The organism is Pseudoalteromonas fenneropenaei (genome assembly GCF_042643375.1).
Lineage (GTDB): Bacteria > Pseudomonadota > Gammaproteobacteria > Enterobacterales > Alteromonadaceae > Pseudoalteromonas > Pseudoalteromonas fenneropenaei.
Genome location: NZ_JBHRSD010000007.1, coordinates 12,172 through 34,822, shown reverse-complemented (window position 1 = coordinate 34,822; position 22,651 = coordinate 12,172). Strand labels below are relative to the sequence as shown.

Genomic DNA, 22,651 nt, shown 5'->3' with positions numbered 1-22,651 from the left:
ATCACGCCTTTTTACTGTTTGCAACTCGCGTACATTCGCTCTAAATCGCAATGTCTCCAAACGCTTAAAGCTGTGCTTGCCAATCTTGCAACCAAGCCTCTACCGCTTCCCAAGGTTCAAAGTATTCACACGCATCCACATCGAGTCTTGGCATGACTTGAGTTGCAGCCAACTCCTGAAGCAAGCCGTCAATTTGTCGACCTGCGCCACAAAACGTATCACCATAACTGCTGTCACCAAGCGCGATCACACCGGCTTTTTTACCGGTTAGCATCGGAAACTGGCTTTGCAATTGCAAAAACAGGGGGTAAATGTTATCCGGTAGATCCCCCTGCCCAGTGGTGGAGGAAATAAACAACAAGGTCTCAGCCTGCTTTACCTGCTCAATGGTGCCGTCCATGTGGACATTGACACCATGGCCCTGGTTGATTAGCTGCTTAGCCACAGTATCAGCTAAATTCTCGGCATTGCCGTACATACTGCCAACAAAGATTGCTATGTTTGCCACGGTTATTGGTACTCCCTTTCATCGCTCGGCCAACCCAGTTGCTGGCACACTCTCATCATCTCGTCACCTAATGGTGCTCGAATGTCGATTTTTTCGTTGCTATAAGGATGAACAAAACTCAGTCTAGTTGCAAATAACATTAAACGTTGTAGAGCAAAATGCTCATAAAAGAAGTGGTTATGCTGATTATCACCGTGGTTCACATCGCCAATAATCGGATGAGAAAGATGCTTCAAGTGACGGCGAATTTGATGTTTTCGCCCAGTTTCTGGCAAACATTCCACTAAACTGTAGCGCACCGTCGGATACTTGCCAATCGGAATAGGCAAAGTCGCGGTACGCAAACATCGGAAATGGGTAATAGCTTCTTGCGCGGGTTTATCTTGGTCGGCGAATTTATCAGCGATTTTATCCAGCTCTTCTTTTAACGGCCTATCAACCGTGATTTGCTCTGGGGCAAAACCGCGCGCCAAGGCAAGGTAACGTTTCTCGATCGTGCCTTCAATAAAAAGCTGGTTCATGGCGCGTGCATCTTCGCTGCTGAGGGCAAACAACAGCACTCCCGAGGTTGGTCGGTCTAACCTATGCACTGGAAACACATGTTGACCAAGCTGATCGCGCAGCATTTGCATGGCAAAACGGGTTTCGCGTTTGTCTAAAAATGAGCGATGTACCAACAAACCAGAAGGTTTATTTATCGCTACAAAATGCGCATCCTGATACAGGATCTCTAAAGTCTCGGTTGGCTCAATATTTGGTTCAATCATAGCTTTAAACTTGAAAAAGGCTGTCTAGCTCGGCGATGGCAGCATACAAGCGCGCCGTTTGGGAAGAGGCAGGTACTGTCATCTCAAGCATAGGGAGTAGTACTAAATTGTGTGGCAGCGCTGCACGCGTCTTTACCATTTCGCCTAATTTGGGGAGCAAAACAAATTGCAACCAATTGGGAAAACTCATGGTATCGCAACAAAATGGTGCCGTTGAGGCAAATGCGGCGGCGTCAGGTGCTTGCTCAGCATAAAGCCCTGCTTGCAGCAAAGCCTCAGCAAGCTCATCTAAGCGAGTTTGTACTTGCAAATAGAACAGTTCGTTATTCATAGTCGGAAACAGTACAGCAATAAATAGTACGACAATAAGTATGCCGCTATTGTAACTTAGATCTCATTCTATACCCACAGTACTTGCAAGTAGGCGGCACGTAATGTGGGTATAAGTGGTGAAGATTCGCAATTGCCTGCTAACTCAGTATAATGCCAGCAGTTTGAAATTAGGGGTGAAGAATGACTCATAACATTGCGACTTTAGGTGAATTACTCGCTGCAGCAGGCACTCAGTGGCGGGTTTACGATATTGGCCGTCGTATCACGAAAATCGACAAACAAGAATTTGCCCAAATCGAGCAAAGCACCCGTCCCTACCCTTATCCATTGCAACGTCACGCCCATATAGCCATTCAGTTTTGGGATAAATCCGCGACTCAAGACCCCTACGTGTGGTTCTTAAAATTACCTTTGGATGAGCAAAGTAAACTGGTACTAGCCAGCCGTGACCACTTTGCCAACATGGTGATTGAAGCCATTGGCACGCAACTCACTGGCGAACAAGCACAAGGCAAACTAGACAACAATCCTTACGTGTTTACTCCCAATGCCAACAAACTCGCGGCATTTAACGCTTTGATGAAAGTTGAACTCAAACGCCCAGCTTCGCAGTATTACGAAGCGGTTGAGCATTATTTTAGTGCGCCACTTATTCATGATTGGCAGACTCTAGCGCTACAAGGCATAGCTGATTTCGCCATGCGACTGAACCACGGTAACAACCTTGCGTTACTCCAACAACAGTTTACCGCTCTTCCTGAGCAAGTTCAGCAACCTTTATGTGCGATGCTAGAACATGTTGCCATTCCTGTGACACTGAGTGAAATGCTGTTACGACAATTGCAAAATGCGCTTGAACAACAACATCAAGGCCAAGCTATTAATTGCTTACGAGCACTTTCGGGGGCGCCAACAGAGGCGTTTATCGCAACGGCTATTGACGCTATTTTAGCCTCAGAACTTAGCTCAGACACTGATGTACTGCTCACCATCAGTGGTCGTGGCTGGCAGACTTTGACGCACAGCGAACGATTATTTGCCTTCCTAGAACAAACAGCGCAAGTCCCACTTGACGGTTTTTTTGCGGGGATTTTCGCCGACTTAGTTGCAATTCCAACTTTACGCCCACATGTTTTAGCTATTCTTCGAGCCCCAAGCCGCAGCGACAGTTTGTCGCGCGCCATAGGAAAACTGTTTAGCGCATGATCACTCTTTGGACCTTATTACTTGCCTCTGGCATTATCGCACTATTTTGGATGAGCCGCATTGTAGCTGATGCGGCCAAACGCCATGCCGAACACCAAGCGAAGCAACTTAATGTGCAGTTACTGAGCGTTGCGTGTAAAAAGTGGCGCCCGGGTATTGTCCGTGGTGGCAAACCTGGTATCAAAAGTGAGTTTATGTTTGAGTTTTGCTCAGATGGCAATACGGTATATCAAGGTTCGTTACAGCTAGAAAATGAGCGCTTAGTCAAAATTGACGTGCCACCTTATCGCATGGGCTAATTACAACCCGTGGCTGGCAGCAAGTTTAAATCTTCCAAAAACAGTGAATCTTATTCCGAGTCGCTTCTAGCAGCTCATTCCGGCTGCTTTGCTTAGCTGAATTTGTTTGTAGAACTGCGCACTTAAGTACGCTGAGAGACTTTGGTCACGACATTTTTGGCCACCAGAAAAAGTTAAGGCGCTAACCTAGGTTGCGCCTCAATCTCTTCTCATCCTGTCAGGTGTCCTTTCCTAGGCCTTAGCCTTCCTCGCCATCCCCTGATCGGGTATACATCCACATACCCACAACAAATCCGCTTTGTACCATCCAATGGCTCAGCTTCCTGCAACTCCATCATCAGTCCTTGCGTCGTCCTGACCAAAATCCTTCCGGCATCTTGCCTATCCAACTCTCGTCCTAGTGCTATGCGAACTCATCCGGCATTCGCTTGGTCCTACATTCCTCAGCACACTCCTGTGCTTCAGTCTTCCTGACCAGCCCATCCTGAGCTTTCCATTCCCTCGCTGCGTGCGATTTAAGTGCGTTACTTAGGCTTCCTTACGCTTCCATTCCCACCTAGCTCCGTGTGGCTTCTGTCCTGAAGCGCTATTCCTTAAGCTATCCAAATCTCCGCGCCTGTCCATTGTGGCGATACTGCATCTTGCGTTTTAAAACTTCCTGTTTTGCTGGCCTATCCGAGGCCAGAAACTCCTTTTACATCCATGCCAACAACATCACTTTGCCGTTTGCATCCTGCTTTTGTCTTCCTGACATGAGATATAATAGGACAATTGACCGTAGATCCTAGTAACTCAGCCCATTAGGCATTTTGACTTTTAATTGAAACAATTAATAACGTATTGTTTTATATTAATTTAGTGATAAAAATAAAGCCTGAAGAACAGGCTTTATCCGAACATGCGCACATCAGTGTAAGAGATGTCTCACAGAGCAGTTTCCGATTTGTCAGTCGCTTTGAACATCAGCTCGCCACGGATCTTGTTAAATGCTAAGGTTTGGAATACTTCATAACCCAAATGGTGGAAAAATGCTTGGTGATCCGGGTTGGTAATAAACACCCCGATCCCGCTGGCAGCGGGGACATCCGCTATCATCTCTTCTAGCCCGCGCATCAATGTGCGACCAAAGCCTTGACCATGAACATGCGGGTCAACAGCGATAAAAGCTAAAAAGAAATAATGGCCTTTTTGCGCCAACGCATCACGAATTGCCTGCTCTTTATCTATCAATGCTTGAGTTTGCAAATAACCCGCACTCATCATTAATCTCAAACGCCAATGCCAGTAGCGCGCTGCTTGCAATTCACTATCGGCTTCAATCAAACAAGCGATGGCTCTTAGCCTGTCATCTTCGTACAGCCCTATCATCGGCTGCTGACCTTGACCAAAACTAGATAGCTCTTCCCTTATCAAAGCCCGTAACTTGGCCTCAAATTTTTGCTCGTCTTTGTCACCTAACACATTTCTTAAAATGGGGTCGTCATGATAAGCCTGATACAACAAACTTGCTGCCACATTAGTATCTTCTGGGCTAACGTAACGAATTAAATACTCAGGCTGTAACTCTGCATTCATAGTGGTTCCCTTATTGTTATTCTTAACTATCGCGAATTGCGTTGTTTCAACTATAGTTATTGTATGATTTTTATACCAATGGATTACCACAATAATCTGCTTTTCGTCTTTTCAGCTCTGTGCCGAAAATGTTCAATGCCATCACAATCACGGCAGCGAGTGAGCACGAAAAGCAGTCTAAGGTATTACAATAGGAGGAATTTGATGGATACCACTAAACCCAATATGCATAGCTTGTTTGCGCAACTTGGCTTGCCCAATAGTGACTCACAAATCGCCAGCTTTGTTGATAGTCATGCCCTACCTCAAGGTACACGGCTGGCAGACGCTGGTTTTTGGAATGACGCACAGCGCCATTTTATTGAAGAATCACTACGTGAAGACGCTGCTTGGTGTGAAGTGATTGACGAGCTCGACGCGATGCTAAGATAACGGGTGACATTCTGTTGCAGCCTGCTAAGATGCGCTTTATTTTTTCGGAATAAAGCGCATGGATCCGGTTGTATTAGATGCCATTCAATCCCTTTTAGCTGAAGGGAAAACCCCTACCGTCGCCTTGACCAAAGCTCGTCTTAAAGCCCCTGTTGCAATGCCAACCTTGATTGCTGGCGTTTCTGCTTATAAGAATGACCCTGAAGGCGTTGCCAAACTTGGCAAACCTACTATCCAAGCCGCGACAGCAGCGCAAACACAAACCCAGCTTGACCGTATCGAAGCTAAGCTCGACCAATTATTAGCTTTGCTGAGCAAAGGAAACTAGCATGTTTGTAGCGGATTTAACCTTTGATTGCTATCAAGATACTACTTTAGACAGCGCCGAGGCGGCGATTAATCGGGTGGTCAATGCACTGCGCTTTAACGGTCAGATCATCGGCGATGAGTTTCCAACGGTGCTGAAAGAGGGTTATTTTATTACCCGAGTTATGTGCCCCGAGCAAGATGCCTTGCATCCACTTAATCATAGCCCATTCGTGAAACATAGCATCAAGTTGCTGCAAGAAGCGGGCTTATTGGCACCCAAAGTGAAAATTATCGGTCAGGATATTCATGCCAATGGCGCCGATGCTTGCAAAGCGCCTAATAGCTATATTCTTTATACCACTTATGTGCATACTTGTAGTCCGCTGTACTGCGGCGATGATTTCCTCCCTGTGCCTTTGTATCGCATTCCCGCAATCGCCAATGGGGATTACAAAGCGCTGATCAAATGGCAGGAGGATTGGCAAGCTTGCGACCAAATTCAGATTAATGGTGCAACACGCTGCGAATTTGCTGCATTAAGTGAGATCTCAAACCTCGACAGCGACCTTTCACGCCGTGGCTTAGACTTAACCAAACGTATCCGCTTCCTCACTGGCAAACCTGTCTACTATTACTTATACCGCGTCGGCGGCGAAGACTTAGCCACCGAACAAGCACGTAAATGCCCAAGCTGTGGTGGGGATTGGTTGTTGCCTGAGCCTTGGTTCGGGTTGTTTGATTTTCGCTGCGACAGTTGTGAGTTAGTGTCTAATTTGTCTTGGGACTTTCAGTAAGTCCCAATTCTCGCCGCAATTGTGACGGGATCTCGCCAAACAAACGGCGAAACTGCTTACTAAAATAACTTGGTTCAGCAAACCCACATTGATAGGCAATAAGAGACACGGGCATGCGCGTTTCCACCAGCAATTTTCGGGCGTTTTCCAAACGAACTTCGTTTATAAACTGGTTAGGTGTTTTAGCTAAGTGTTTTTTAAATCGCCGCTCTAACGCACTGACCGACAAATGTGCCATCTCAGCCAATTCTTCAATACTGATATTTCGATGATAGTGCTCACGAATATAACGTACTGGCGCTTCAATGGCGCGCACATGAGAAAGCGCTTTGGAAGTTTTTTCTAAGTGTCGCGTGATGCCATAAGTGCCCAGCAAGGTTCCCTGCTCGTCATACAGATTGGCTTTTGAGGTGGAAAACCACCCCAGCTCCCCATTGGTGGCTTGATTCAATTCTAAGCGGTCTGTCACCCTATGTCCTGCCATCACCCGTTTATCGTCGTTAACGTACTGAAACGCCAAATGCGATGGCGAAAAGTCGAAATCAGTTTTAAATAAGATCTGCTCTAAGGTTTTGTAACCTTGGTGCTCAATAAAGTGTTGGTTACAGTATAAAATCCGACTCTCGGTATCTTTTATCCAAAAGAGAATATCTGGCAGCATATCGAATGCTGAAATAATTTGTTTTACACCGATTTTTTCTAATATTTCCAATGCCATAGCAGCCCTTCCATCGTCCCACTTTGGGATCTGAATAAAATATTTTAAACGCCGATTTTGTTGCATTGTCAACCGAATTTTTATTATCACTTCACCGTTTGCCACGACTATTATCGATAACATGGCATTAACTTGACACGCTTAGCGCGCAGAACGTGTTGGGTTATCACTTCGCAGGACGGAGAAATAAATGGCGAAGAAAAAAATTCGAATGGGTATGGTCGGTGGTGGCGAAGGTGCGTTTATTGGCGCGATCCATCGCCTAGCGGCTAACCTTGACGGTGAAATTGAACTGGTCGCTGGGGCGTTTAGTAGCGATCCGAAACGCGCCAAATTAAGTGGTGAAAACCTCGGTTTGGCGCCTGAGCGTTGTTATCCAAATTATATAGAGATGTTTGCCAGCGAGGCCAAACTCCCCGTTCACGACCGAATCGATTTTGTCGCGATTGTTACCCCCAACCACTTACATTTTCCAGTAGCAAAATGTGCTATTGAAGCAGGGTTTCATGTGTTTTCCGACAAACCCGCCACACTGACCTTGCAAGAAGCCGAAGATTTATCGGCATTACTTGAAAAACATAGCTGCTTATATGGCCTCACCCATACCTACAACGGCTATCCAATGATTAAAGAAGCGCGCCATCGCATCGCCAATGGCGAGCTAGGCGCAATTCGTAAAGTGGTGGTGGAATACTCGCAGGGTTGGTTGGCCGATGCAAAAGACAATAGCGGCAAACAAGCCGCATGGCGCTTAGATGCCAGCCAATCGGGCAGCAGTTGTTGCATGGGCGATATTGGCGTACATGCGGCCAATCTCGCTGAATATGTCAGTGGCCTCTCCATCACAGCACTGTGTGCCGACCTCAATAGCCTAGTGGCTGGCCGTACTTTGGATGACGACGGTACGGTGTTGCTGCGCTTTAATAACGGCGCTAAAGGCGTGCTGTTGGCAAGCCAAATTGCGGTGGGAGAAGAAAACAATCTGCGGCTACGCATTTATGGCGAACACGCCAGTTTAGATTGGTCGCAGATGGAACCCAATAGTTTGTGGCTAAGACCCCACAACGCCCCTGCTCTTTATTTACGCGCAGGAGTCGGTTCGCAAAGCGCATTAACTCAAGCGGCAATGCGTACCCCTGCGGGTCATCCTGAAGGTTATATCGAAGCATTTGCCAACTTATATAAGAATTTCGCCGCGCAGATCCGTGCTTTCCAAGCGGGTTTACCGGCCGACAATCTTAGCTTTGATGTGCCGGGGATCCGCGAAGCGGTTCGCGGTATGGCTTTTATTGAACACACCGTTGCTGCCAGTCGACAGGACAGCAAATGGCATCCTTTTCAGATAGGACATAGTGAATGAAACAAATAAAAGGACCTGCAATCTTTTTGGCACAGTTCGTCTCAGATACGCCACCTTTTAATACTTTTCGTGCTATTTGTCAGTGGGCAAGTCAACTCGGTTATCGTGGTGTGCAGATCCCAACATGGGAAAAACGCCTGTTTGATCTCGAACTGGCGGCGCACAGTCAGGATTATTGTGATGAAATGGCCGGGATTGCCGCAGAAGCGGGCTTACAGATCAGTGAATTGTCCACGCACTTACAAGGACAAATGGTGGCCCTCCATCCTGCCTATCAGGATATGTTTGCTAGTTTTATTCCTGAGCCATTACGTGGTGATGCAAGTGCCATTACGAAGTGGGCTACCAACCAACTGATGTTAGCCGCAAGTGCCAGTGCAAAATTGGGCTTAACCAGTCACGCCAGTTTTTCTGGTGCCCTGCTGTGGCATACCGTTTATCCCTGGCCCCAGCGTCCGCAAGGTTTGGTAGAGCAAGGCTTTGCCGAACTTGCCAGACGCTGGTTACCGATTCTTGACCGCTTTGATGAAGTGGGTGTAGATGTGTGTTACGAATTACACCCTGGGGAAGATTTACACGATGGTGTCACGTTTGAGCGCTTTTTGGCCGCCACCCATAATCACCCACGCGCGAATATCTTGTACGACCCAAGCCACTTTGTACTGCAACAATTGGATTATTTGGCGTTTATCGATCTCTATCATGAACGTATCAAAGCGTTTCACGTTAAAGACGCTGAGTTTAACCCAAATGGCAAAAGCGGCGTTTATGGTGGCTATCAAGGTTGGTTAGACCGACCCGGCAGGTTCCGCTCGCTCGGCGATGGACAAGTCGACTTCAATAGCATTTTCAGTAAGTTAACTCAGTATGGTTACGATGGCTGGGCGGTGCTAGAGTGGGAATGCTGTATAAAACACCCAGAGGACGGCGCAAAAGAAGGGGCTGACTTTATCAACCGACATTTAATTCGCCCAACCGAAAAAGCCTTTGATGACTTTGTCGGCACGGGTGCCGACAGTGAACGCAATCAGCGCATCCTCGGACTCAAATAACAGGACAACAAGATGAATAATAACAACGACAACCAACTTGTATTCCGACTTTGTTGTATCGCTTTGGTCGTGACTTCCATGACCTTTGCGATCAGAGCCGGTATTTTAGGTCAATTAGGGCAGCAATTTGGCCTGAGCGACAGTGAACTGGGCTGGGTCAATGCCATGGCCTTTTTAGGCTTCCCAATAGCCACTATGCTAGGTGGCGCAATTTACAACGCCATTGGTGCCAAAAAGCTGTTGGTTTTGGCGTTTGCCTGTCATTTTGCAGGACTTGCGTTAACCATTAGCGCAGATGGTTTTTGGGGCTTGTTAGTCTCGACATTTTTAATTGGCTTTGCCAATGGCTCGGTCGAAGCTGGGTGCAATCCGCTCATTGCCGAAATGTACCATAAAAACACCACCACGATGCTGAATCGCTTCCATGTTTGGTTTCCGGGCGGCATCGTAATTGGCGCTTTGGCTTCCAATGCCATGACGGCTTCGGGATTTAACTGGCAATGGCAAGTGGCGCTCATTCTCGTCCCGACGCTCATTTATGGCGCGATGTTATTAAAAGCCAACTTCCCTGAATTTGACCGCGCGTCCCACTCTACCACTCATAATTTGCGTCATCTTGTCTCACCACTGTATTTGTTCTTAGTGGTGTGTATGACATTAACCGCCACTACAGAGCTGGGCACACAGCAATGGATAGAGCGCATTTTGGGCGCGTCTGGCGCTTCGCCTATGGTGATCTTGGCGCTAATCACCGGTCTCATGGCCATTGGCCGCTACTTTGCGGGCCCAATTGTACATAGATTTAATCCCACAGGGGTGCTGCTTGGCTCCGCGGTGTGCGCCACAGCTGGAGTCTTCTTACTCAGTCAAGCACAAGGTCCATGGGTGTATGTTGCCGCCGTGCTATTTGCCCTTGGCGTGACGTATTTTTGGCCAACCATGCTAGGTTGCGCCGCGGAATACACACCGAAGACTGGCGCGCTTGGCATGTCGTTACTCGGCGGCGCGGGTATGTTCGCCGTCAGTCTGTGGAATCCAGTTATTGGCAGTTGGATAGACAGTGCACGAAGTGACGCCCTTGCCGCCAATTTAAGTAGTAGCGAGTCTGAACTTGCGGCGGGTCAAGCGGTGCTCGAAAAATTGTTGGTGTTCCCGACTATCCTCATCGTCGCGTTCCTTGCGCTGTATTTAATTATTAATAAAAACAAGCGCGCTGATAAAGCCACTCAAACTATTTAAGCATCTGCTTATTTTGGTTTGGCGATCAGTGCAATCGCAACAAGTAGAAAAAACTCATGGGGTACAGTATGCTGAAATCACTCACCTTCACCACTTTGGTTCTCGCATTCAGCAGCGTGACCAACGCACACACGGCTGATAATCAGCTCAGTGTCGCAGAACAGCAAGCCGGTTGGACGTTATTGTTTGATGGCAACGATTTATCACAATGGCGCAATTTTAAAAGCGCTACTCTCAGCCCAAAATGGCAAGCTAAAGATGGCACTATGACCATGGTCGCCAAGGGCGGCGGCGATATTCTCACCAAAAAGCAATATCAAAATTTTGAATTGCAGCTTGATTGGAAAATTGCCGCAGCAGGCAACAGTGGCATTTTTGTGTTAGTGGATGAAACGGGTAACGCCATTTATTCCCATGCACCAGAAATTCAAATCCTTGACAATTTGGCCCATCCAGATAACAAAATCGACTCACATTTGGCCGGCTCCATTTACGATTTATTTGCCGCGCCAAGTAGTGCGCATAAGCTCGCGGGTGAATGGAATCAAGTGCGTATTCGCCTCAATCAGTCACATTTGGAAGTGTGGCAAAATGGCGTCAGCACCACCAGTATTGTGATTGGTAGCACCACTTGGCATACCTTAGTCAAAGGCAGCAAGTTTGCCACTTGGCAAGGTTTTGGCGAAGGTCAAGCAGGTCATATCGGGCTGCAAGATCACGGTGACCAAGTTTGGTTTAAAAACATCAAAATCAAGGAGTTATGATAATGTCAGAGTTTAATCATAAAGTCCTTGTGGTCGGCTCCGGCGCAGGCGGTGCCATGGCGGCGTACACCCTCACGCAACTTGGCCATAAAGTGTTATTACTGGAAGCGGGTCGCGATTATGACCCGAAAAAAGAAAGCCCAATGTTTAAGCGCAACAGCGAAGCCCCGCTGATGGGCGCGGGTAACAAAGACAAAAATTTTGGCTTTTATGACGCCACCATTGACGGCGGCTGGCAAGTACCCGATGAACCTTATACCACAGCAAAAGGCCAAGAGTTTTATTGGTGGCGGGCACGCATGCTCGGTGGCCGCACGAACCACTGGGGCCGTTACTCGCTGCGCTTTAGTGAGCATGATTTTAAAGGCAAGAGCCGTGATGGTTTAGGGGCAGACTGGCCATTTGAATATGAAGATATCGCGCCTTGGTACGATAAAACCGAAGAGCTGGTTGGGATCTGCGGTACCAATACTGGCCTTGACGATATGCCACCTTCGAAAGACGGCGTATTGCAGCCCCCGCCTGTACCGCGCGTACCTGAATTATTAGTGGCCGCGGCAGCGAAAAAACTCGGTATTCCTGCCGTGCCAATGCACCGTGCGGTACTTACCCGTCCTAAAGACGACCGGATGGCCTGTTTTTATGCCACCCCTTGTGGTCATGGTTGCTCTATTGGCGCGGCATTTCAAACCACCACTTCACTGCTACCAATGGCCAAAGCGACGGGCAATTTAGAAATCATTACCAATGCGATGGTAAAAACCGTCCGGGTAGATGGTGACGGTCAAGTTACGGGTGTCACTTATATTGATAAACAAACAGCCTCCGAGCACAGCATAGCTGCTGACGTGGTGATCCTCGCCGCCAGTGCCTGTGAGTCAGCGCGTATTTTGCTTAATTCTAAACATGCCAAACACCCAAAGGGGTTAGCAAACTCCAGTGGCCAAGTCGGCCGCAACCTCATGGATTCAACCGGTGCTTGGCTTGGCGCACAAATACCCGCCTTAAAAGGCCGCCCGCGTTATAACGAAGATGGCCATACTGGCAACCATTTGTTTATTCCATGGTGGGGACATGCCGCTCAAGCCAAAGGTCTGCTCGACTTCCCTCGCGGTTATCACTTTGAAATTGGTAGCGGCTTTGGCCAACCCGGTTCTGGTGTATCTGGCAGCACGCAAGGGCTTGGCGTTGAGCTGAAACAACAAATTCGCGATGCCTATGGCTCTTACGTTGGCTTTGCACTACGTGGAGAGATGCTCCCCAATAAAGATACCTATATGGAAATTGACGAGTCAGTTAAAGACAAATGGGGCATTCCGGTCGCCAAGTTCCACTTTAAATGGTCCGAACATGAACTCAAACAAATTGAACATGGCTTAAAGACGGCGAAGCAAATCTTGGAAACCATGGGGGCAAAAGTGGGCGATTTACCACCCGCTGAAAAAGCCATTTCGAAAGGTGGTGAGATCATCCACGAAGTAGGCACCACGCGCATGGGCAGCGATGCCAAAGAGTCAGTGACCAATCAGTGGGGGCAAACTTGGGATTGCCCAAACTTGTTCGTGATGGATGCCGGCGTATTTGCCTCAAATCCGCATAAAAACTGCACTTTAACAATTATGACGCTGGCGATGCGCAACTCAACTTGGCTGGCTGAGCAAATTGCCAAAGGAGTACTTTAACTATGCATCAAGCTACTCATAAGTATCAGTATCGCTCGGGCATGACTCGTCGTGAGTCGCTGAAATGGCTCGGATTATTGGCCGCAGGCTCAGCAGTATCACTCACCACCGGGTGTGGCAGCGCAGTTGAAGTGCTTAGCGACAGCAGTGCCCATTGGCCAGAATTAGATCTAAAACCCATTAACGCCAAAGGCTATGGCACCGATCCTAATATGGTTATTCCGCCCGAATCACCTTGGCCGCTGACCATGACTACCGCGCAGTTAACTATGGTGGCACTCTTAAGTGACATCATAGTACCACGCGAAGGGCAGATCCCCTCAGCAAGTGAAGTGAAAGTGCCAGAGGTGATTGATGAATGGGTGAGTGCGCCCTACTCTGACCAACAGCGCGATCGCGTCACCATCTTGAGCATTTTAGCTTGGATAGACGACGAGGCCTTACTGCGCTTTAAAAAGACCTTTGTCGCATTGACCGCCAGTGAGCGATTGGCAATTATTCAAGATATTGCCTATGTCCGCAAAGAAACGCCTGAAGCATTTCATCGCCCAGCTAAAGCATTTGATCGCTTAAAACAACTGGTGCTGTCAGCTTTCTTCTGCTCGCCTGAAGGCTGTAAAGACATAGGCTATTTGGGCAATGTGCCGATTGTTGGCGACTACCCTGGCCCCAGTGCGGAGGCACAAGCACATCTCGATGCCGTATTGGCCGAGCTTGGCCTTAGCCAATACGCCTATCCGGGCAATTAAAGTTACCATAAAAGCAGGGAAACCTGCTTTTAATTTAAGAGGTTAACATGTTTAAGCAATTACGGTTATTACCGAGTTTCATCGTTGCGCTGCTGTTTTGGTGTTTCTCAGTGCAAAGTCAACCCACTTCGCCAGAAGTGAGTATTCAGTTATGGTCAGTCAAAGATGATTTAAAAGCTGATTTTGCGGGCACCCTTAATGCTTTGGCTAAAATGGGGTTTCAGGGCGTTGAATTTGCGGGTGAATTTGGTCCATATAAAGATAATCCACATGGGTTAAAATCCTTACTAGATAAACTCGGTTTAAAAGCCAGTGGCGCGCACGTAGGCTTTGACACCCTTGCGCCGGACAAACTTGCCGCAACCTTGTTGTTTTACAAAACCTTAGGCATTCAATTTGTGATAGTGCCTTGGGATGAGCGCGCTTGGCATCCAACCGGCGTCATGGCGTTAACCAAACAACTCAGCGAACTTGCGCCACAGTTGCAAAAATATGGTATGCAGCTTGGTTTTCACAATCATGATAAAGAATTTGCGCCATTTCAAAATGCCACTTACTGGGATTACATTGCCAGCAACACCCCAAGTGCTGTGTTACTACAACTGGATATGGGCTGGGTGCTCTTTGCAAGTCAAGATCCCCTCACTTATATCAATCGCTACCCACACCGTACACCAACCACCCATTTAAAAATTCGTACGGTAGAAGGCGTAATAGCAAGCCCTATCTTAGGTGAAAACCATCTCCCTTGGCATCATTATATTCAAGCTGTGGTAAATCAGGGGGGCGCACAATGGTTAGTGCTAGAGCAAGAAGAATACCCAACGGGTTTAACGCAGTTACAGAGCGTTGCCCGCTCTAAGCAAAACCTCGACACCATTTTGAGCGGCTTAGCCAAACCATAAAAAACGCGGCAAGTTATTCACTTGCCGCACTTATCAGATTGCAAATGTGCATAAAGTCTATGCGTCAGATTAAAGTTTCGTGATACCCATATTGAATAATGTAAAACCAAATACATCTGCTGTTTGCTCGATAATTTTACTAGTTGGCGTACCCGCACCGTGACCAGCATTAGTTTCAATACGAATAAGCGTTGGATTCGTGCCCGCTTGCTTCGCTTGTAGCTCTGCTGCGAACTTATAAGAATGTGCAGGGACTACGCGGTCATCGTGATCGCCTGTGGTTACTAATGTGGCTGGGTAAGACACACCAGCTTTAACGTTATGCACAGGTGAATAACCCTTTAAATATTCGAACATTTCTTTGCTTTGCTCAGCCGTTCCATAGTCATACGCCCAACCTGCGCCGGCCGTAAAAGTATGATAACGTAGCATGTCTAGTACGCCCACCGCAGGTAAAGCGACTTTAAATAACTCAGGGCGCTGGGTCATCACCGCACCAACTAGCAAACCACCATTTGAGCCGCCATTGACCGCCAGTTTTGGTGATGAAGTGTAGTTTTCAGCAATGAGATATTCCGCTGCCGCAATAAAATCATCAAAGACGTTTTGCTTTTGAAGTTGAGTCCCAGCTTTATGCCAGTTTTTGCCGTACTCGCCACCACCGCGAATATTGGCGACCGCATACACGCCACCAAGCTCTAACCATGCCGCGCGCGTAGAGCTGAAACTAGGCGTTAAACTGACGTTGAAACCACCGTACCCGTATAACAAGGTTGGGTTACTGCCGTCTAGTTTAAGGCCTTTTTTGTAGGTGATGATCATCGGCACTTTCGTGCCATCTTTTGAGCTGTAAAACACTTGCTTAGATTCAAAGTTGTCTGGGTCAAAAGCAATCTTTGGCTTTTGATACACTTCGCTTAGTCCAGTTTTTAAATCAAAACGATAAGAAGTGGTTGGGGTTTTATAGTTACTAAAGGCAAAGTAAGTCTCTGTAGCATCGTCCTCGCCAGAAAAACCGTAGGCGCTGCCAACACCTGGTAGGTGGATATCACGCAGCCATTTTCCTTGCATATCGTACTGCTGAACTTTAGAAACCGCATCGACCATATAACTTGCAAAGAGATAGCCACCGGCAGTGCTGGCTTCTAGCACATGTTGTGTTTCAGGAATTAAGTCTTGCCACTGCGCAACCGCTGGCGACTTAGCATTGACTTTAACCACGCGCTTATTTGGCGCATTGAGATTGGTTTCAAAATATAATGTATCGCCATCCGACTCTAGCAAACTCGTGTCAGAATCTGTGTGATCCAAAATCGTTTTGATTGGGCTATTCGCTTGACTGAGATCTTGAATAAAGAGCTTATTGCCAGAGGTCGATACTTTTGCGGTGATCAGCAGATATTTACCATCTTCTGTCACCGTGCCATACACATAACGATGTTTTTGTTCAGCTGTTGCACCAAAAACAACTTTGTCACTGCTTTGTGGTGTATTTAGAGTGTGAAAATAGAGTTTATGTTGGTCAGTTTTTGCCGAAAGCTCACTACCCGTTGGTTTATCGTAACTTGAATAATAAAAACCTGTGTTGCCTAACCAAGAGACATCACTAAATTTCACATCGACTAAGGTATCGCCGATCTGTTGCTTAGTTTCAGTATTTAAGACAATGATTTTAGTCCAGTCGCTGCCACCTTCGGAGATTTGATAAGCTACCAAAGAGCCATCTTTACTAAAGCGTACTTGTGCAAGCGAAGTTGTCCCATCTGCACTAAAAGTGTTTGGGTCAAGAAAGACCTCAGCTTCGCCATTGTCTAGCTTGCGATATAAAACATACTGATTCTGCAAGCCGTCATTTTTATAAAAATAGGTGTATTTGCCCTTTTTAAACGGGGTGCCAATTTTTTCGTAGTTGATGAGCTTAGTCACTGTTTGCTTTATCTGTTCACGATAAGGAATTTGCGCTAAGTAGTTAAAAGTCGTCTGATTTTGTGCACTAACCCAAGCTGCCGTTGCGGCGCTCTTATCATCCTCCAACCAACGATACGGGTCCGCTACTTGTTGACCAAAATAGCTGTCTACCACATCGCCCTGGTGAGTTTTTGGATAAGTCAATGTGTTGTGGTCTGTTGTAGTAAGCATGTTTTTATCCACTTCAGGCAAGGTGTTACAACCAGCAAGCGCTAGTACAACAGCTAATGTGAGCGTTCTTTTTATCATTTTAAGTTCCTAATACAAATCCAAACTGACATTGTGCGAGTGTAACATTCTGCTTTATAAACACAATTCGGCTGCGGCAGAAATGATAAGTCCCGAGACCAATAGCTACCACGCTGTAGGATGAGTAGATGAATAAAATTTAGATTGAAACAGCAAATAGAAATGAAGAAATGAAGAAATGGAAAACTGTAACAAAAGGATGGTTTATTTAGGAAACATTAGGTATGGAGGCGGAACCCGGAGTCGAACCGAGGTGGACGGATTTGCAATCCGCTGCATGGCCACTCTGCCATTCCGCCGCAGACTTACTTGGGATTGGAGCGGGTAACGAGGCTCGAACTCGTGACCTCAACCTTGGCAAGGTTGCGCTCTACCAGCTGAGCTATACCCGCATCTTTATTTGCACAACAGAATGTCGCACAAAAATCTGGTCTATCTTGTAAATGGTGCCCGGGGCCGGACTTGAACCGGCACGCTGTTACCAGCGAGGGATTTTAAATCCCTTGTGTCTACCTATTCCACCACCCGGGCATCGGGTGTGAAAGCGAATTTGGAGCGAGTAACGAGGTTCGAACTCGTGACCTCGACCTTGGCAAGGTCGCGCTCTACCAGCTGAGCTATACTCGCACTCCAGTCAAGCCTAATGGCTTACCCTTCATTTCAACATTGAGTCAAAGCAATTGCATTCAACTAAATGGTGCCCGGGGCCGGACTTGAACCGGCACGCTGTTACCAGCGAGGGATTTTAAATCCCTTGTGTCTACCTATTCCACCACCCGGGCTTCGGGTTGCTTTCGCATGTGGTTTGTTGAGATATGGAGGCGGAACCCGGAGTCGAACCGAGGTGGACGGATTTGCAATCCGCTGCATGGCCACTCTGCCATTCCGCCATCTAGAAAACTTGGAGCGGGTAACGAGGCTCGAACTCGTGACCTCAACCTTGGCAAGGTTGCGCTCTACCAGCTGAGCTATACCCGCACTCTGTTGTTCTCTTGTCGTGGGCTACTGCCCTCTCAACACGGACGCATTCTACAGATTCTGTTTCATGCGTCAACATAAAAAATGAATGATTTGAACTGTTTGCTTAATTTTTATCTAGTTGGTTGGTTTAATGATCAAATCCCATAGCCAAGCAGTTAGGATTTAAGCAATTCTGTCTTTGCTGCGAGCAGATATTGCAACATAGAGCTGAGTGTTAACACAGTCGCAATGGCAAGGAGTAAGTAGCTGAGGTAGATCATCCAAGTATCAAATTGCCAAATTAGGCCAATAATTGCCAGCATTTGCGCAGCGGTTTTCCATTTGCCCATATTCGACACTGCAACATTGCCGCGTTTGCCTTGTTCTGCCATCCATTCACGTAATGCTGAAATTACAATTTCACGGCTAATAATCACCACCGCCGCCATCGTGATAAGAATATTCTGATAGTAAGTGGCAACCACTACTAACGCGGCACAAACCATAACCTTATCAGCTACCGGGTCCAAAAATGCACCAAACGGTGTGGACTGTTTAAGTTTACGTGCTAAGTAACCATCGAGAATATCCGTCACTGATGCTAACCAAAAAGTGAATGCGGCCGCAAAAAATGCCCATGAGTAAGGAAGGTAGAAAGCAACGATAAAAACCGGGATAAGCGCGAGTCGGAAAGTCGTTAATATATTTGGGATATTCCACATAATACTGATGCTAATTTCTTTTTTACTATGTTCGCATGAATGCTTAAGCTTTGTCATGCAAATGGTTAAATATCTTCTGCGCAAGATCTGGGCTAATTCCGGGAACTTGCTGCAACTGCTGCAGATTCGCCGCCTTAACGCCTTGTATCCCGCCCAAAAACTTCAATAACGCCTGACGACGTTTTTGCCCAACGCCTGCGATTTCTTCCAATAACGATTGAGTCCGCTGCTTTTGCCGTTTACTGCGATGGCCTGCGATAGCAAAACGATGCGATTCGTCGCGAATATGCTGGATTAAATGTAATGCAGGTGAGTCACTGGCCAAATTGATGGTACGTCTACCGCCGTCAATCAATAAGGTTTCTAAACCGGGTTTACGGCTAGTTCCTTTGGCAACACCAACTAATAACGGCATTTTATCTACCGTCCAAGTGGCAAAAAACTCTTCCGCCCGCGCGAGCTGCCCTTTGCCGCCATCGATAAAAATTACATCTGGTACTTTGTCCACGTCTTCAAGCTTGCCGTAACGTTTATTGAGGGCAAAGCTCATCGCGGCATAGTCATCACCACCGGTAATGCCTGTCACGTTAAAGCGGCGATACTCTTTATTGTTCGGACCATTACCATCAAACACCACGCAAGAAGCCACGGTGTTTTCACCCATAGTATGGCTGATATCAAAACATTCCATGCGGGTGATAGTTTCAAGATTAAGCGCATCTTTGAGCGCCTCGTATCGTTTGCTCACCGAATCTTGCGCACTTTGCTTAACTAAAATACTGTTCATGGCGTTTTTATTGGCAAGCTGTAGATACTGTGCGCGTTCTCCGCGCTCAGCATGACGCAGCAATACTTTACGGGTTGCCACAGCCGACAGCGCTTCAGCCAGTGCGGTTTGCTCTTCAAGCGCAAATGGCAGCACAATATCTTTGGCGATACGTCCCTGCCCTTGAGTAGATAAATAATATTGGCCAATAAAGCTAGCGATAACTTCATCGGCAAGTGAATCTTTTGGCACTTTAGGAAAGAAGGTTTTGGTACCGAGGATTTTATGGTCGCGAATAGTCAGCATGTGAATCGCACATAGCCCATTGTGTTCGGCATATCCGATTACATCCAGCTCCGCAAAATTACCACTGACAGCTTGCTGCTCCTGCATTTGTCTAAGTAGCGCAATTTGATCACGATATTTTGCTGCTTGCTCAAATTGCAGCGCCATACTGGCCGCTTCCATTTTGCTAATTAAAGTAGCAATAACTTCATGCGAACGGCCGGTTAAGAACTGCCGTACCATGCCAACTTGTTCTTGGTAGTCCATATCCGACACTTTGCCAACACAAGGCGCACTGCAGCGTTTAAGCTGATATTGCAAGCAAGGGCGACTGCGAGCGCGGTAATAAGCATCTTCACATTGCCGTACAGGGAAAATCTTTTGCATTAAGCGCAAACTATCGGCTACTGCGGCACTACTTGGAAATGGGCCAAAATACTCACCCTTAGCTTTACGGCTGCCACGATGAAAAGCCAATCTAGGGTGCTGATGCGCACTCAAATAAATGTAAGGGTAAGACTTATCATCGCGCAGCAAAATGTTGTAACGCGGCTGATACTTTTTAATGAGATTACTTTCTAAGATCAGAGCTTCAGTTTCGGTATTAGTCAACATCACTTCAATGTGATGAATATTGCTGACTAAAGCGCGCGTTTTGCCATCGGGAATATTACTGCGAAAATAGCTGCTCACGCGTTTTTTGAGGTTTTTCGCTTTCCCCACATAGATGACTTGCTCTTCATTGTCATACATGCGATAGACACCAGGTTCTGAGGAAAGCGTTTTTAAAAAGAGTTTAGAGTCAAATACCGCCATGCTGAGATTTAATGCGAGCTGTCGATATCTATCATTTTATGACGAATTGCCAAGTGAGTCAGCTCCACATCACCACTGACGTTGAGTTTTTCAAACATCCGGTAACGATAACTGTTCACGGTTTTTGAGCTAAGGTTTAGACGATCCGCAATATCTTGAGCCTTTTCCCCTTTGGTGATCATCAGCATGATCTGCAGCTCACGTTCCGACAAACTGTGAAACGGGTTTTCATCATTACGACCACTGAACTGAGCTAGCGCAATTTGCTGCGCAATGTCTGGCGCAATATAACGCTGACCTGCGTTCACCGCACGGATAGCGTTAATCATTTCATCTGGTCCAGTGCCTTTGGTGAGATAACCGTGCGCGCCAATTTGCATGACTTTGCTTGGAAATGGATCTTCGCAATGTACGGTCAATACAATTACTTTGACATCTGGGCAATAACGACAGATTTTCTTGGTTGCCTCCAAGCCGCCAATGCCGGGCATATTCATGTCCATCAGCACGATATCTGGCGAATTTTGGCGACAAAATTGCACCGCTTCTTCACCGGTTTTGGCTTCTCCAATCACTTTAAAGCCACGTACATCATCCAGAATGCGTTTTATCCCTGTTCTGACCAACTCATGATCGTCAACCAAGAGTACGTTAATCAAAGGCACACCCTCATAGAAAAATATAACGAAATTGTAATTATTCTAAGCGGAGAGTATCACAGAAATTCATAAACGCTAACTGGAATCAGTGCGGTTATGGGCCTAATTTAGGACAAGGTGAAAATTGACGGAGAAAACGCCTAAAAAGCATACAAAGAAAAGCGTCTTTGTATGCTAAGTACTTAAATTATAAAGCGACTATAAAAATGAGATTTAAGTCGCAGATGCTTGTTTTGAGAACTTATCTACCCACAAAGCAATGACACCATCGCCGGTCACGTTACAAGCTGTACCAAAACTATCTTGTGCTAAATAAAGTGCGATCATTAACGCCACTGCACCTTCATTAAAGCCAAGCATAGTGGTTAACAAACCAAGCGCTGACATCACAGCGCCGCCCGGCGCACCTGGAGCTGCAATCATCACCACACCCAACATCAAAATAAATGGCAGCATGGCTGCAAAAGACGGCGTAGCCAGCTCAGGTGACAACAACATTACCGCCATAGCGCATGTTACGATAGTGATGGTTGAACCTGACAAATGAATGGTAGCGCACAGTGGCACGGTAAAATTAGCCACTTCTTCATTAACTTGGTTCGCTTTGCTGGCGCGCAGTGAAACTGGGATCGTGGCAGCACTGGACATAGTACCCAGCGCAGTTACGTAGGCTGGCAGCATGTTTTTGACCAGCTCTAATGGGCTACGTTTTAACAATAAACCCGTAGTGACATAAAGCACAGTTAACCATAACCAGTGCATTACTACCGCAGCCACTAAAACCACACCAAAAGTGCTCAAAGTATCCACCACAGTGCCTGCCACTGTCATATCAGCAAACACACCCGAAATATACAAAGGTAACAACGGAATGATCACTTTTGCCAGCAAGCCATCAATGACATCGCGGCCTTGGTCAACGACATTTTTCAGTGCACCTAAATTCTGATAACTAATTCCAATACCAAAGATAAAGGCCGTCGCCAGCGCCGTCATCACCCCCATTAAAGGTGGGATCTCAAGGTTAATATAGCCTTTTAGTTCAGAAGCTTCAGCGCCATGATAGGCCGAGGTTAAGTCCAAAAATGGGATCACAGCCGAAACCAGCAGAAACGCCAATGTGCCAGCGACAATCGTTGAACCATAAGCAAATCCCACTGTTTTACCCAGCAAATGTCCAGAACCTTGTGGCAGCCCTGCTATACCTGAGGCGATAAAAAACAGAATGATGAGCGGAATGGTAAATGAGATTAATTGACCAACAATCACTTTAATCGTGATCAGGATCTCTACCACAGAGACAGGTAAGTACAGACCAATGAGTATGCCACCAAAAATCCCCGCGAGTAACTTCAATACTAACGACATGGTTTATCTCTAACGTTGAACGAAAGCGAACTTGTATCATGTTTTTTGATCAATTTCTCGCGTTTACGGTCAGGTCGCTATTTTTTGCCTGATTTTTCAGCAAAGCTGCACAGTTGTTCGACGCTCAACGGCAATATTTGGCGATTAGCCGCTGCAAAATTGTGCA

22 protein-coding genes and 7 tRNA genes are annotated in these 22,651 nt (G+C 46.8%); 12 read left to right on the top strand and 17 right to left on the bottom strand.

Going from position 1 to position 22,651, the window contains the following annotated elements:
* Positions 1-64: 64 nt before the first annotated feature.
* Genes ACFOEE_RS03930 through ACFOEE_RS03920 form a run of 3 tightly spaced genes read right to left on the bottom strand, consistent with a single transcriptional unit; the run spans position 65 to position 1,606 of the window.
* Complete coding sequence (locus ACFOEE_RS03930) at positions 65-508, bottom strand: flavodoxin (RefSeq protein ID WP_377121136.1); 444 nt, start codon at positions 506-508, stop codon at positions 65-67.
* A 2-nt stretch (positions 509-510) separates the two neighbouring features.
* On the bottom strand, positions 511-1,275 hold the full coding sequence (truC, locus tag ACFOEE_RS03925; RefSeq protein ID WP_377121134.1) for a tRNA pseudouridine(65) synthase TruC: 765 nt from the start codon (positions 1,273-1,275) through the stop codon (positions 511-513).
* 4 nt (positions 1,276-1,279) lie between these two features.
* Entirely contained in the window at positions 1,280-1,606 is a 327-nt protein-coding gene (locus tag ACFOEE_RS03920) for a YqcC family protein (protein WP_377121132.1), read from the bottom strand.
* A gap of 182 nt (positions 1,607-1,788) precedes the next feature.
* Here ACFOEE_RS03920 and ACFOEE_RS03915 point away from each other — a divergent pair, with 182 nt between their 5' ends.
* Together ACFOEE_RS03915 and ACFOEE_RS03910 are read left to right on the top strand one after the other, a co-directional pair.
* Positions 1,789-2,814 (top strand): DUF3549 family protein, encoded by a 1,026-nt coding sequence (locus ACFOEE_RS03915; RefSeq protein ID WP_377121130.1) that lies wholly within the window; start codon positions 1,789-1,791, stop codon positions 2,812-2,814.
* On the top strand, positions 2,811-3,113 hold the full coding sequence (locus tag ACFOEE_RS03910) for a DUF3301 domain-containing protein (protein ID WP_377121128.1): 303 nt from the start codon (positions 2,811-2,813) through the stop codon (positions 3,111-3,113). The genes ACFOEE_RS03915 and ACFOEE_RS03910 overlap by 4 nt, the downstream gene beginning before the upstream one ends.
* 924 nt (positions 3,114-4,037) lie before the next feature.
* Here the strand turns inward: ACFOEE_RS03910 and ACFOEE_RS03905 are convergent.
* Positions 4,038-4,688: a GNAT family N-acetyltransferase gene (locus ACFOEE_RS03905; protein WP_377121126.1), complete on the bottom strand. Its 651-nt coding sequence runs from the start codon at positions 4,686-4,688 to the stop codon at positions 4,038-4,040.
* Positions 4,689-4,892: 204 nt separating this feature from the next.
* Between ACFOEE_RS03905 and ACFOEE_RS03900 the strand changes: the two genes are divergently transcribed.
* The 3 genes from ACFOEE_RS03900 to ACFOEE_RS03890 are packed head-to-tail and all read left to right on the top strand — an operon-like array spanning position 4,893 to position 6,223.
* A complete protein-coding gene (locus tag ACFOEE_RS03900) occupies positions 4,893-5,120 on the top strand; it encodes a DUF2789 domain-containing protein (RefSeq protein WP_377121124.1) in 228 nt (75 codons plus the stop codon).
* A gap of 58 nt (positions 5,121-5,178) precedes the next feature.
* Positions 5,179-5,448: a hypothetical protein gene (locus ACFOEE_RS03895; RefSeq protein WP_377121122.1), complete on the top strand. Its 270-nt coding sequence runs from the start codon at positions 5,179-5,181 to the stop codon at positions 5,446-5,448.
* Position 5,449: 1 nt separating this feature from the next.
* Positions 5,450-6,223 carry a Zn-ribbon-containing protein gene (locus ACFOEE_RS03890; RefSeq protein WP_377121120.1) on the top strand — a complete coding sequence of 258 codons (774 nt, stop codon included), beginning with the start codon at positions 5,450-5,452 and terminating at the stop codon, positions 6,221-6,223.
* On the opposite strand, the gene ACFOEE_RS03885 is transcribed toward ACFOEE_RS03890, so the two are convergent.
* A complete protein-coding gene (locus ACFOEE_RS03885) occupies positions 6,198-6,941 on the bottom strand; it encodes an AraC family transcriptional regulator (protein WP_377121118.1) in 744 nt (247 codons plus the stop codon). The two genes, ACFOEE_RS03890 and ACFOEE_RS03885, sit on opposite strands and share 26 nt — an antisense overlap.
* 190 nt (positions 6,942-7,131) lie before the next feature.
* Between ACFOEE_RS03885 and ACFOEE_RS03880 the strand changes: the two genes are divergently transcribed.
* The 7 genes from ACFOEE_RS03880 to ACFOEE_RS03850 all read left to right on the top strand — a co-directional run bounded on the left by ACFOEE_RS03880 (position 7,132) and on the right by ACFOEE_RS03850 (position 14,692).
* On the top strand, positions 7,132-8,301 hold the full coding sequence (locus ACFOEE_RS03880) for a Gfo/Idh/MocA family protein (protein WP_377121116.1): 1,170 nt from the start codon (positions 7,132-7,134) through the stop codon (positions 8,299-8,301).
* Positions 8,298-9,353 (top strand): sugar phosphate isomerase/epimerase family protein, encoded by a 1,056-nt coding sequence (locus ACFOEE_RS03875; protein ID WP_377121114.1) that lies wholly within the window; start codon positions 8,298-8,300, stop codon positions 9,351-9,353. The genes ACFOEE_RS03880 and ACFOEE_RS03875 overlap by 4 nt, the downstream gene beginning before the upstream one ends.
* Positions 9,354-9,365: 12 nt before the next feature.
* Complete coding sequence (locus ACFOEE_RS03870; protein ID WP_377121112.1) at positions 9,366-10,592, top strand: MFS transporter; 1,227 nt, start codon at positions 9,366-9,368, stop codon at positions 10,590-10,592.
* A 68-nt stretch (positions 10,593-10,660) separates the two neighbouring features.
* Entirely contained in the window at positions 10,661-11,356 is a 696-nt protein-coding gene (locus ACFOEE_RS03865; protein ID WP_377121110.1) for a 3-keto-disaccharide hydrolase, read from the top strand.
* Positions 11,357-11,358: 2 nt separating this feature from the next.
* Positions 11,359-13,038, top strand: coding sequence for a GMC family oxidoreductase (locus ACFOEE_RS03860; protein ID WP_377121108.1), 1,680 nt, complete (start codon positions 11,359-11,361; stop codon positions 13,036-13,038).
* Positions 13,039-13,040: 2 nt separating this feature from the next.
* Positions 13,041-13,787 carry a gluconate 2-dehydrogenase subunit 3 family protein gene (locus tag ACFOEE_RS03855; protein ID WP_377121106.1) on the top strand — a complete coding sequence of 249 codons (747 nt, stop codon included), beginning with the start codon at positions 13,041-13,043 and terminating at the stop codon, positions 13,785-13,787.
* 47 nt (positions 13,788-13,834) lie between these two features.
* Complete coding sequence (locus tag ACFOEE_RS03850; protein WP_377121104.1) at positions 13,835-14,692, top strand: sugar phosphate isomerase/epimerase family protein; 858 nt, start codon at positions 13,835-13,837, stop codon at positions 14,690-14,692.
* 69 nt (positions 14,693-14,761) lie between these two features.
* Here ACFOEE_RS03850 and ACFOEE_RS03845 read toward each other — a convergent pair whose 3' ends face one another.
* From ACFOEE_RS03845 to ACFOEE_RS03790, 12 genes are all read right to left on the bottom strand, one after another.
* A complete protein-coding gene (locus tag ACFOEE_RS03845; RefSeq protein ID WP_377121102.1) occupies positions 14,762-16,909 on the bottom strand; it encodes a prolyl oligopeptidase family serine peptidase in 2,148 nt (715 codons plus the stop codon).
* A 225-nt stretch (positions 16,910-17,134) separates the two neighbouring features.
* A tRNA-Cys gene (locus tag ACFOEE_RS03840) sits at positions 17,135-17,208 on the bottom strand.
* A gap of 17 nt (positions 17,209-17,225) precedes the next feature.
* A tRNA-Gly gene (locus ACFOEE_RS03835) sits at positions 17,226-17,301 on the bottom strand.
* Positions 17,302-17,353: 52 nt separating this feature from the next.
* Positions 17,354-17,440 (bottom strand) — tRNA-Leu (locus ACFOEE_RS03830).
* Positions 17,441-17,460: 20 nt separating this feature from the next.
* A tRNA-Gly gene (locus ACFOEE_RS03825) sits at positions 17,461-17,536 on the bottom strand.
* 68 nt (positions 17,537-17,604) lie between these two features.
* Positions 17,605-17,691, bottom strand: a tRNA-Leu gene (locus tag ACFOEE_RS03820).
* A 34-nt stretch (positions 17,692-17,725) separates the two neighbouring features.
* Positions 17,726-17,799, bottom strand: a tRNA-Cys gene (locus tag ACFOEE_RS03815).
* A 12-nt stretch (positions 17,800-17,811) separates the two neighbouring features.
* Positions 17,812-17,887, bottom strand: a tRNA-Gly gene (locus ACFOEE_RS03810).
* A 158-nt stretch (positions 17,888-18,045) separates the two neighbouring features.
* Positions 18,046-18,591 (bottom strand): CDP-diacylglycerol--glycerol-3-phosphate 3-phosphatidyltransferase, encoded by a 546-nt coding sequence (gene pgsA / locus ACFOEE_RS03805; protein ID WP_377121100.1) that lies wholly within the window; start codon positions 18,589-18,591, stop codon positions 18,046-18,048.
* A gap of 43 nt (positions 18,592-18,634) precedes the next feature.
* Complete coding sequence (gene uvrC, locus ACFOEE_RS03800) at positions 18,635-20,458, bottom strand: excinuclease ABC subunit UvrC (protein ID WP_377121098.1); 1,824 nt, start codon at positions 20,456-20,458, stop codon at positions 18,635-18,637.
* 8 nt (positions 20,459-20,466) lie between these two features.
* A complete protein-coding gene (uvrY, locus tag ACFOEE_RS03795) occupies positions 20,467-21,117 on the bottom strand; it encodes a UvrY/SirA/GacA family response regulator transcription factor (protein WP_377121096.1) in 651 nt (216 codons plus the stop codon).
* Between the two features lie 213 nt (positions 21,118-21,330).
* Positions 21,331-22,485 carry a dicarboxylate/amino acid:cation symporter gene (locus ACFOEE_RS03790; RefSeq protein WP_377121094.1) on the bottom strand — a complete coding sequence of 385 codons (1,155 nt, stop codon included), beginning with the start codon at positions 22,483-22,485 and terminating at the stop codon, positions 21,331-21,333.
* Positions 22,486-22,651 lie beyond the last annotated feature (166 nt).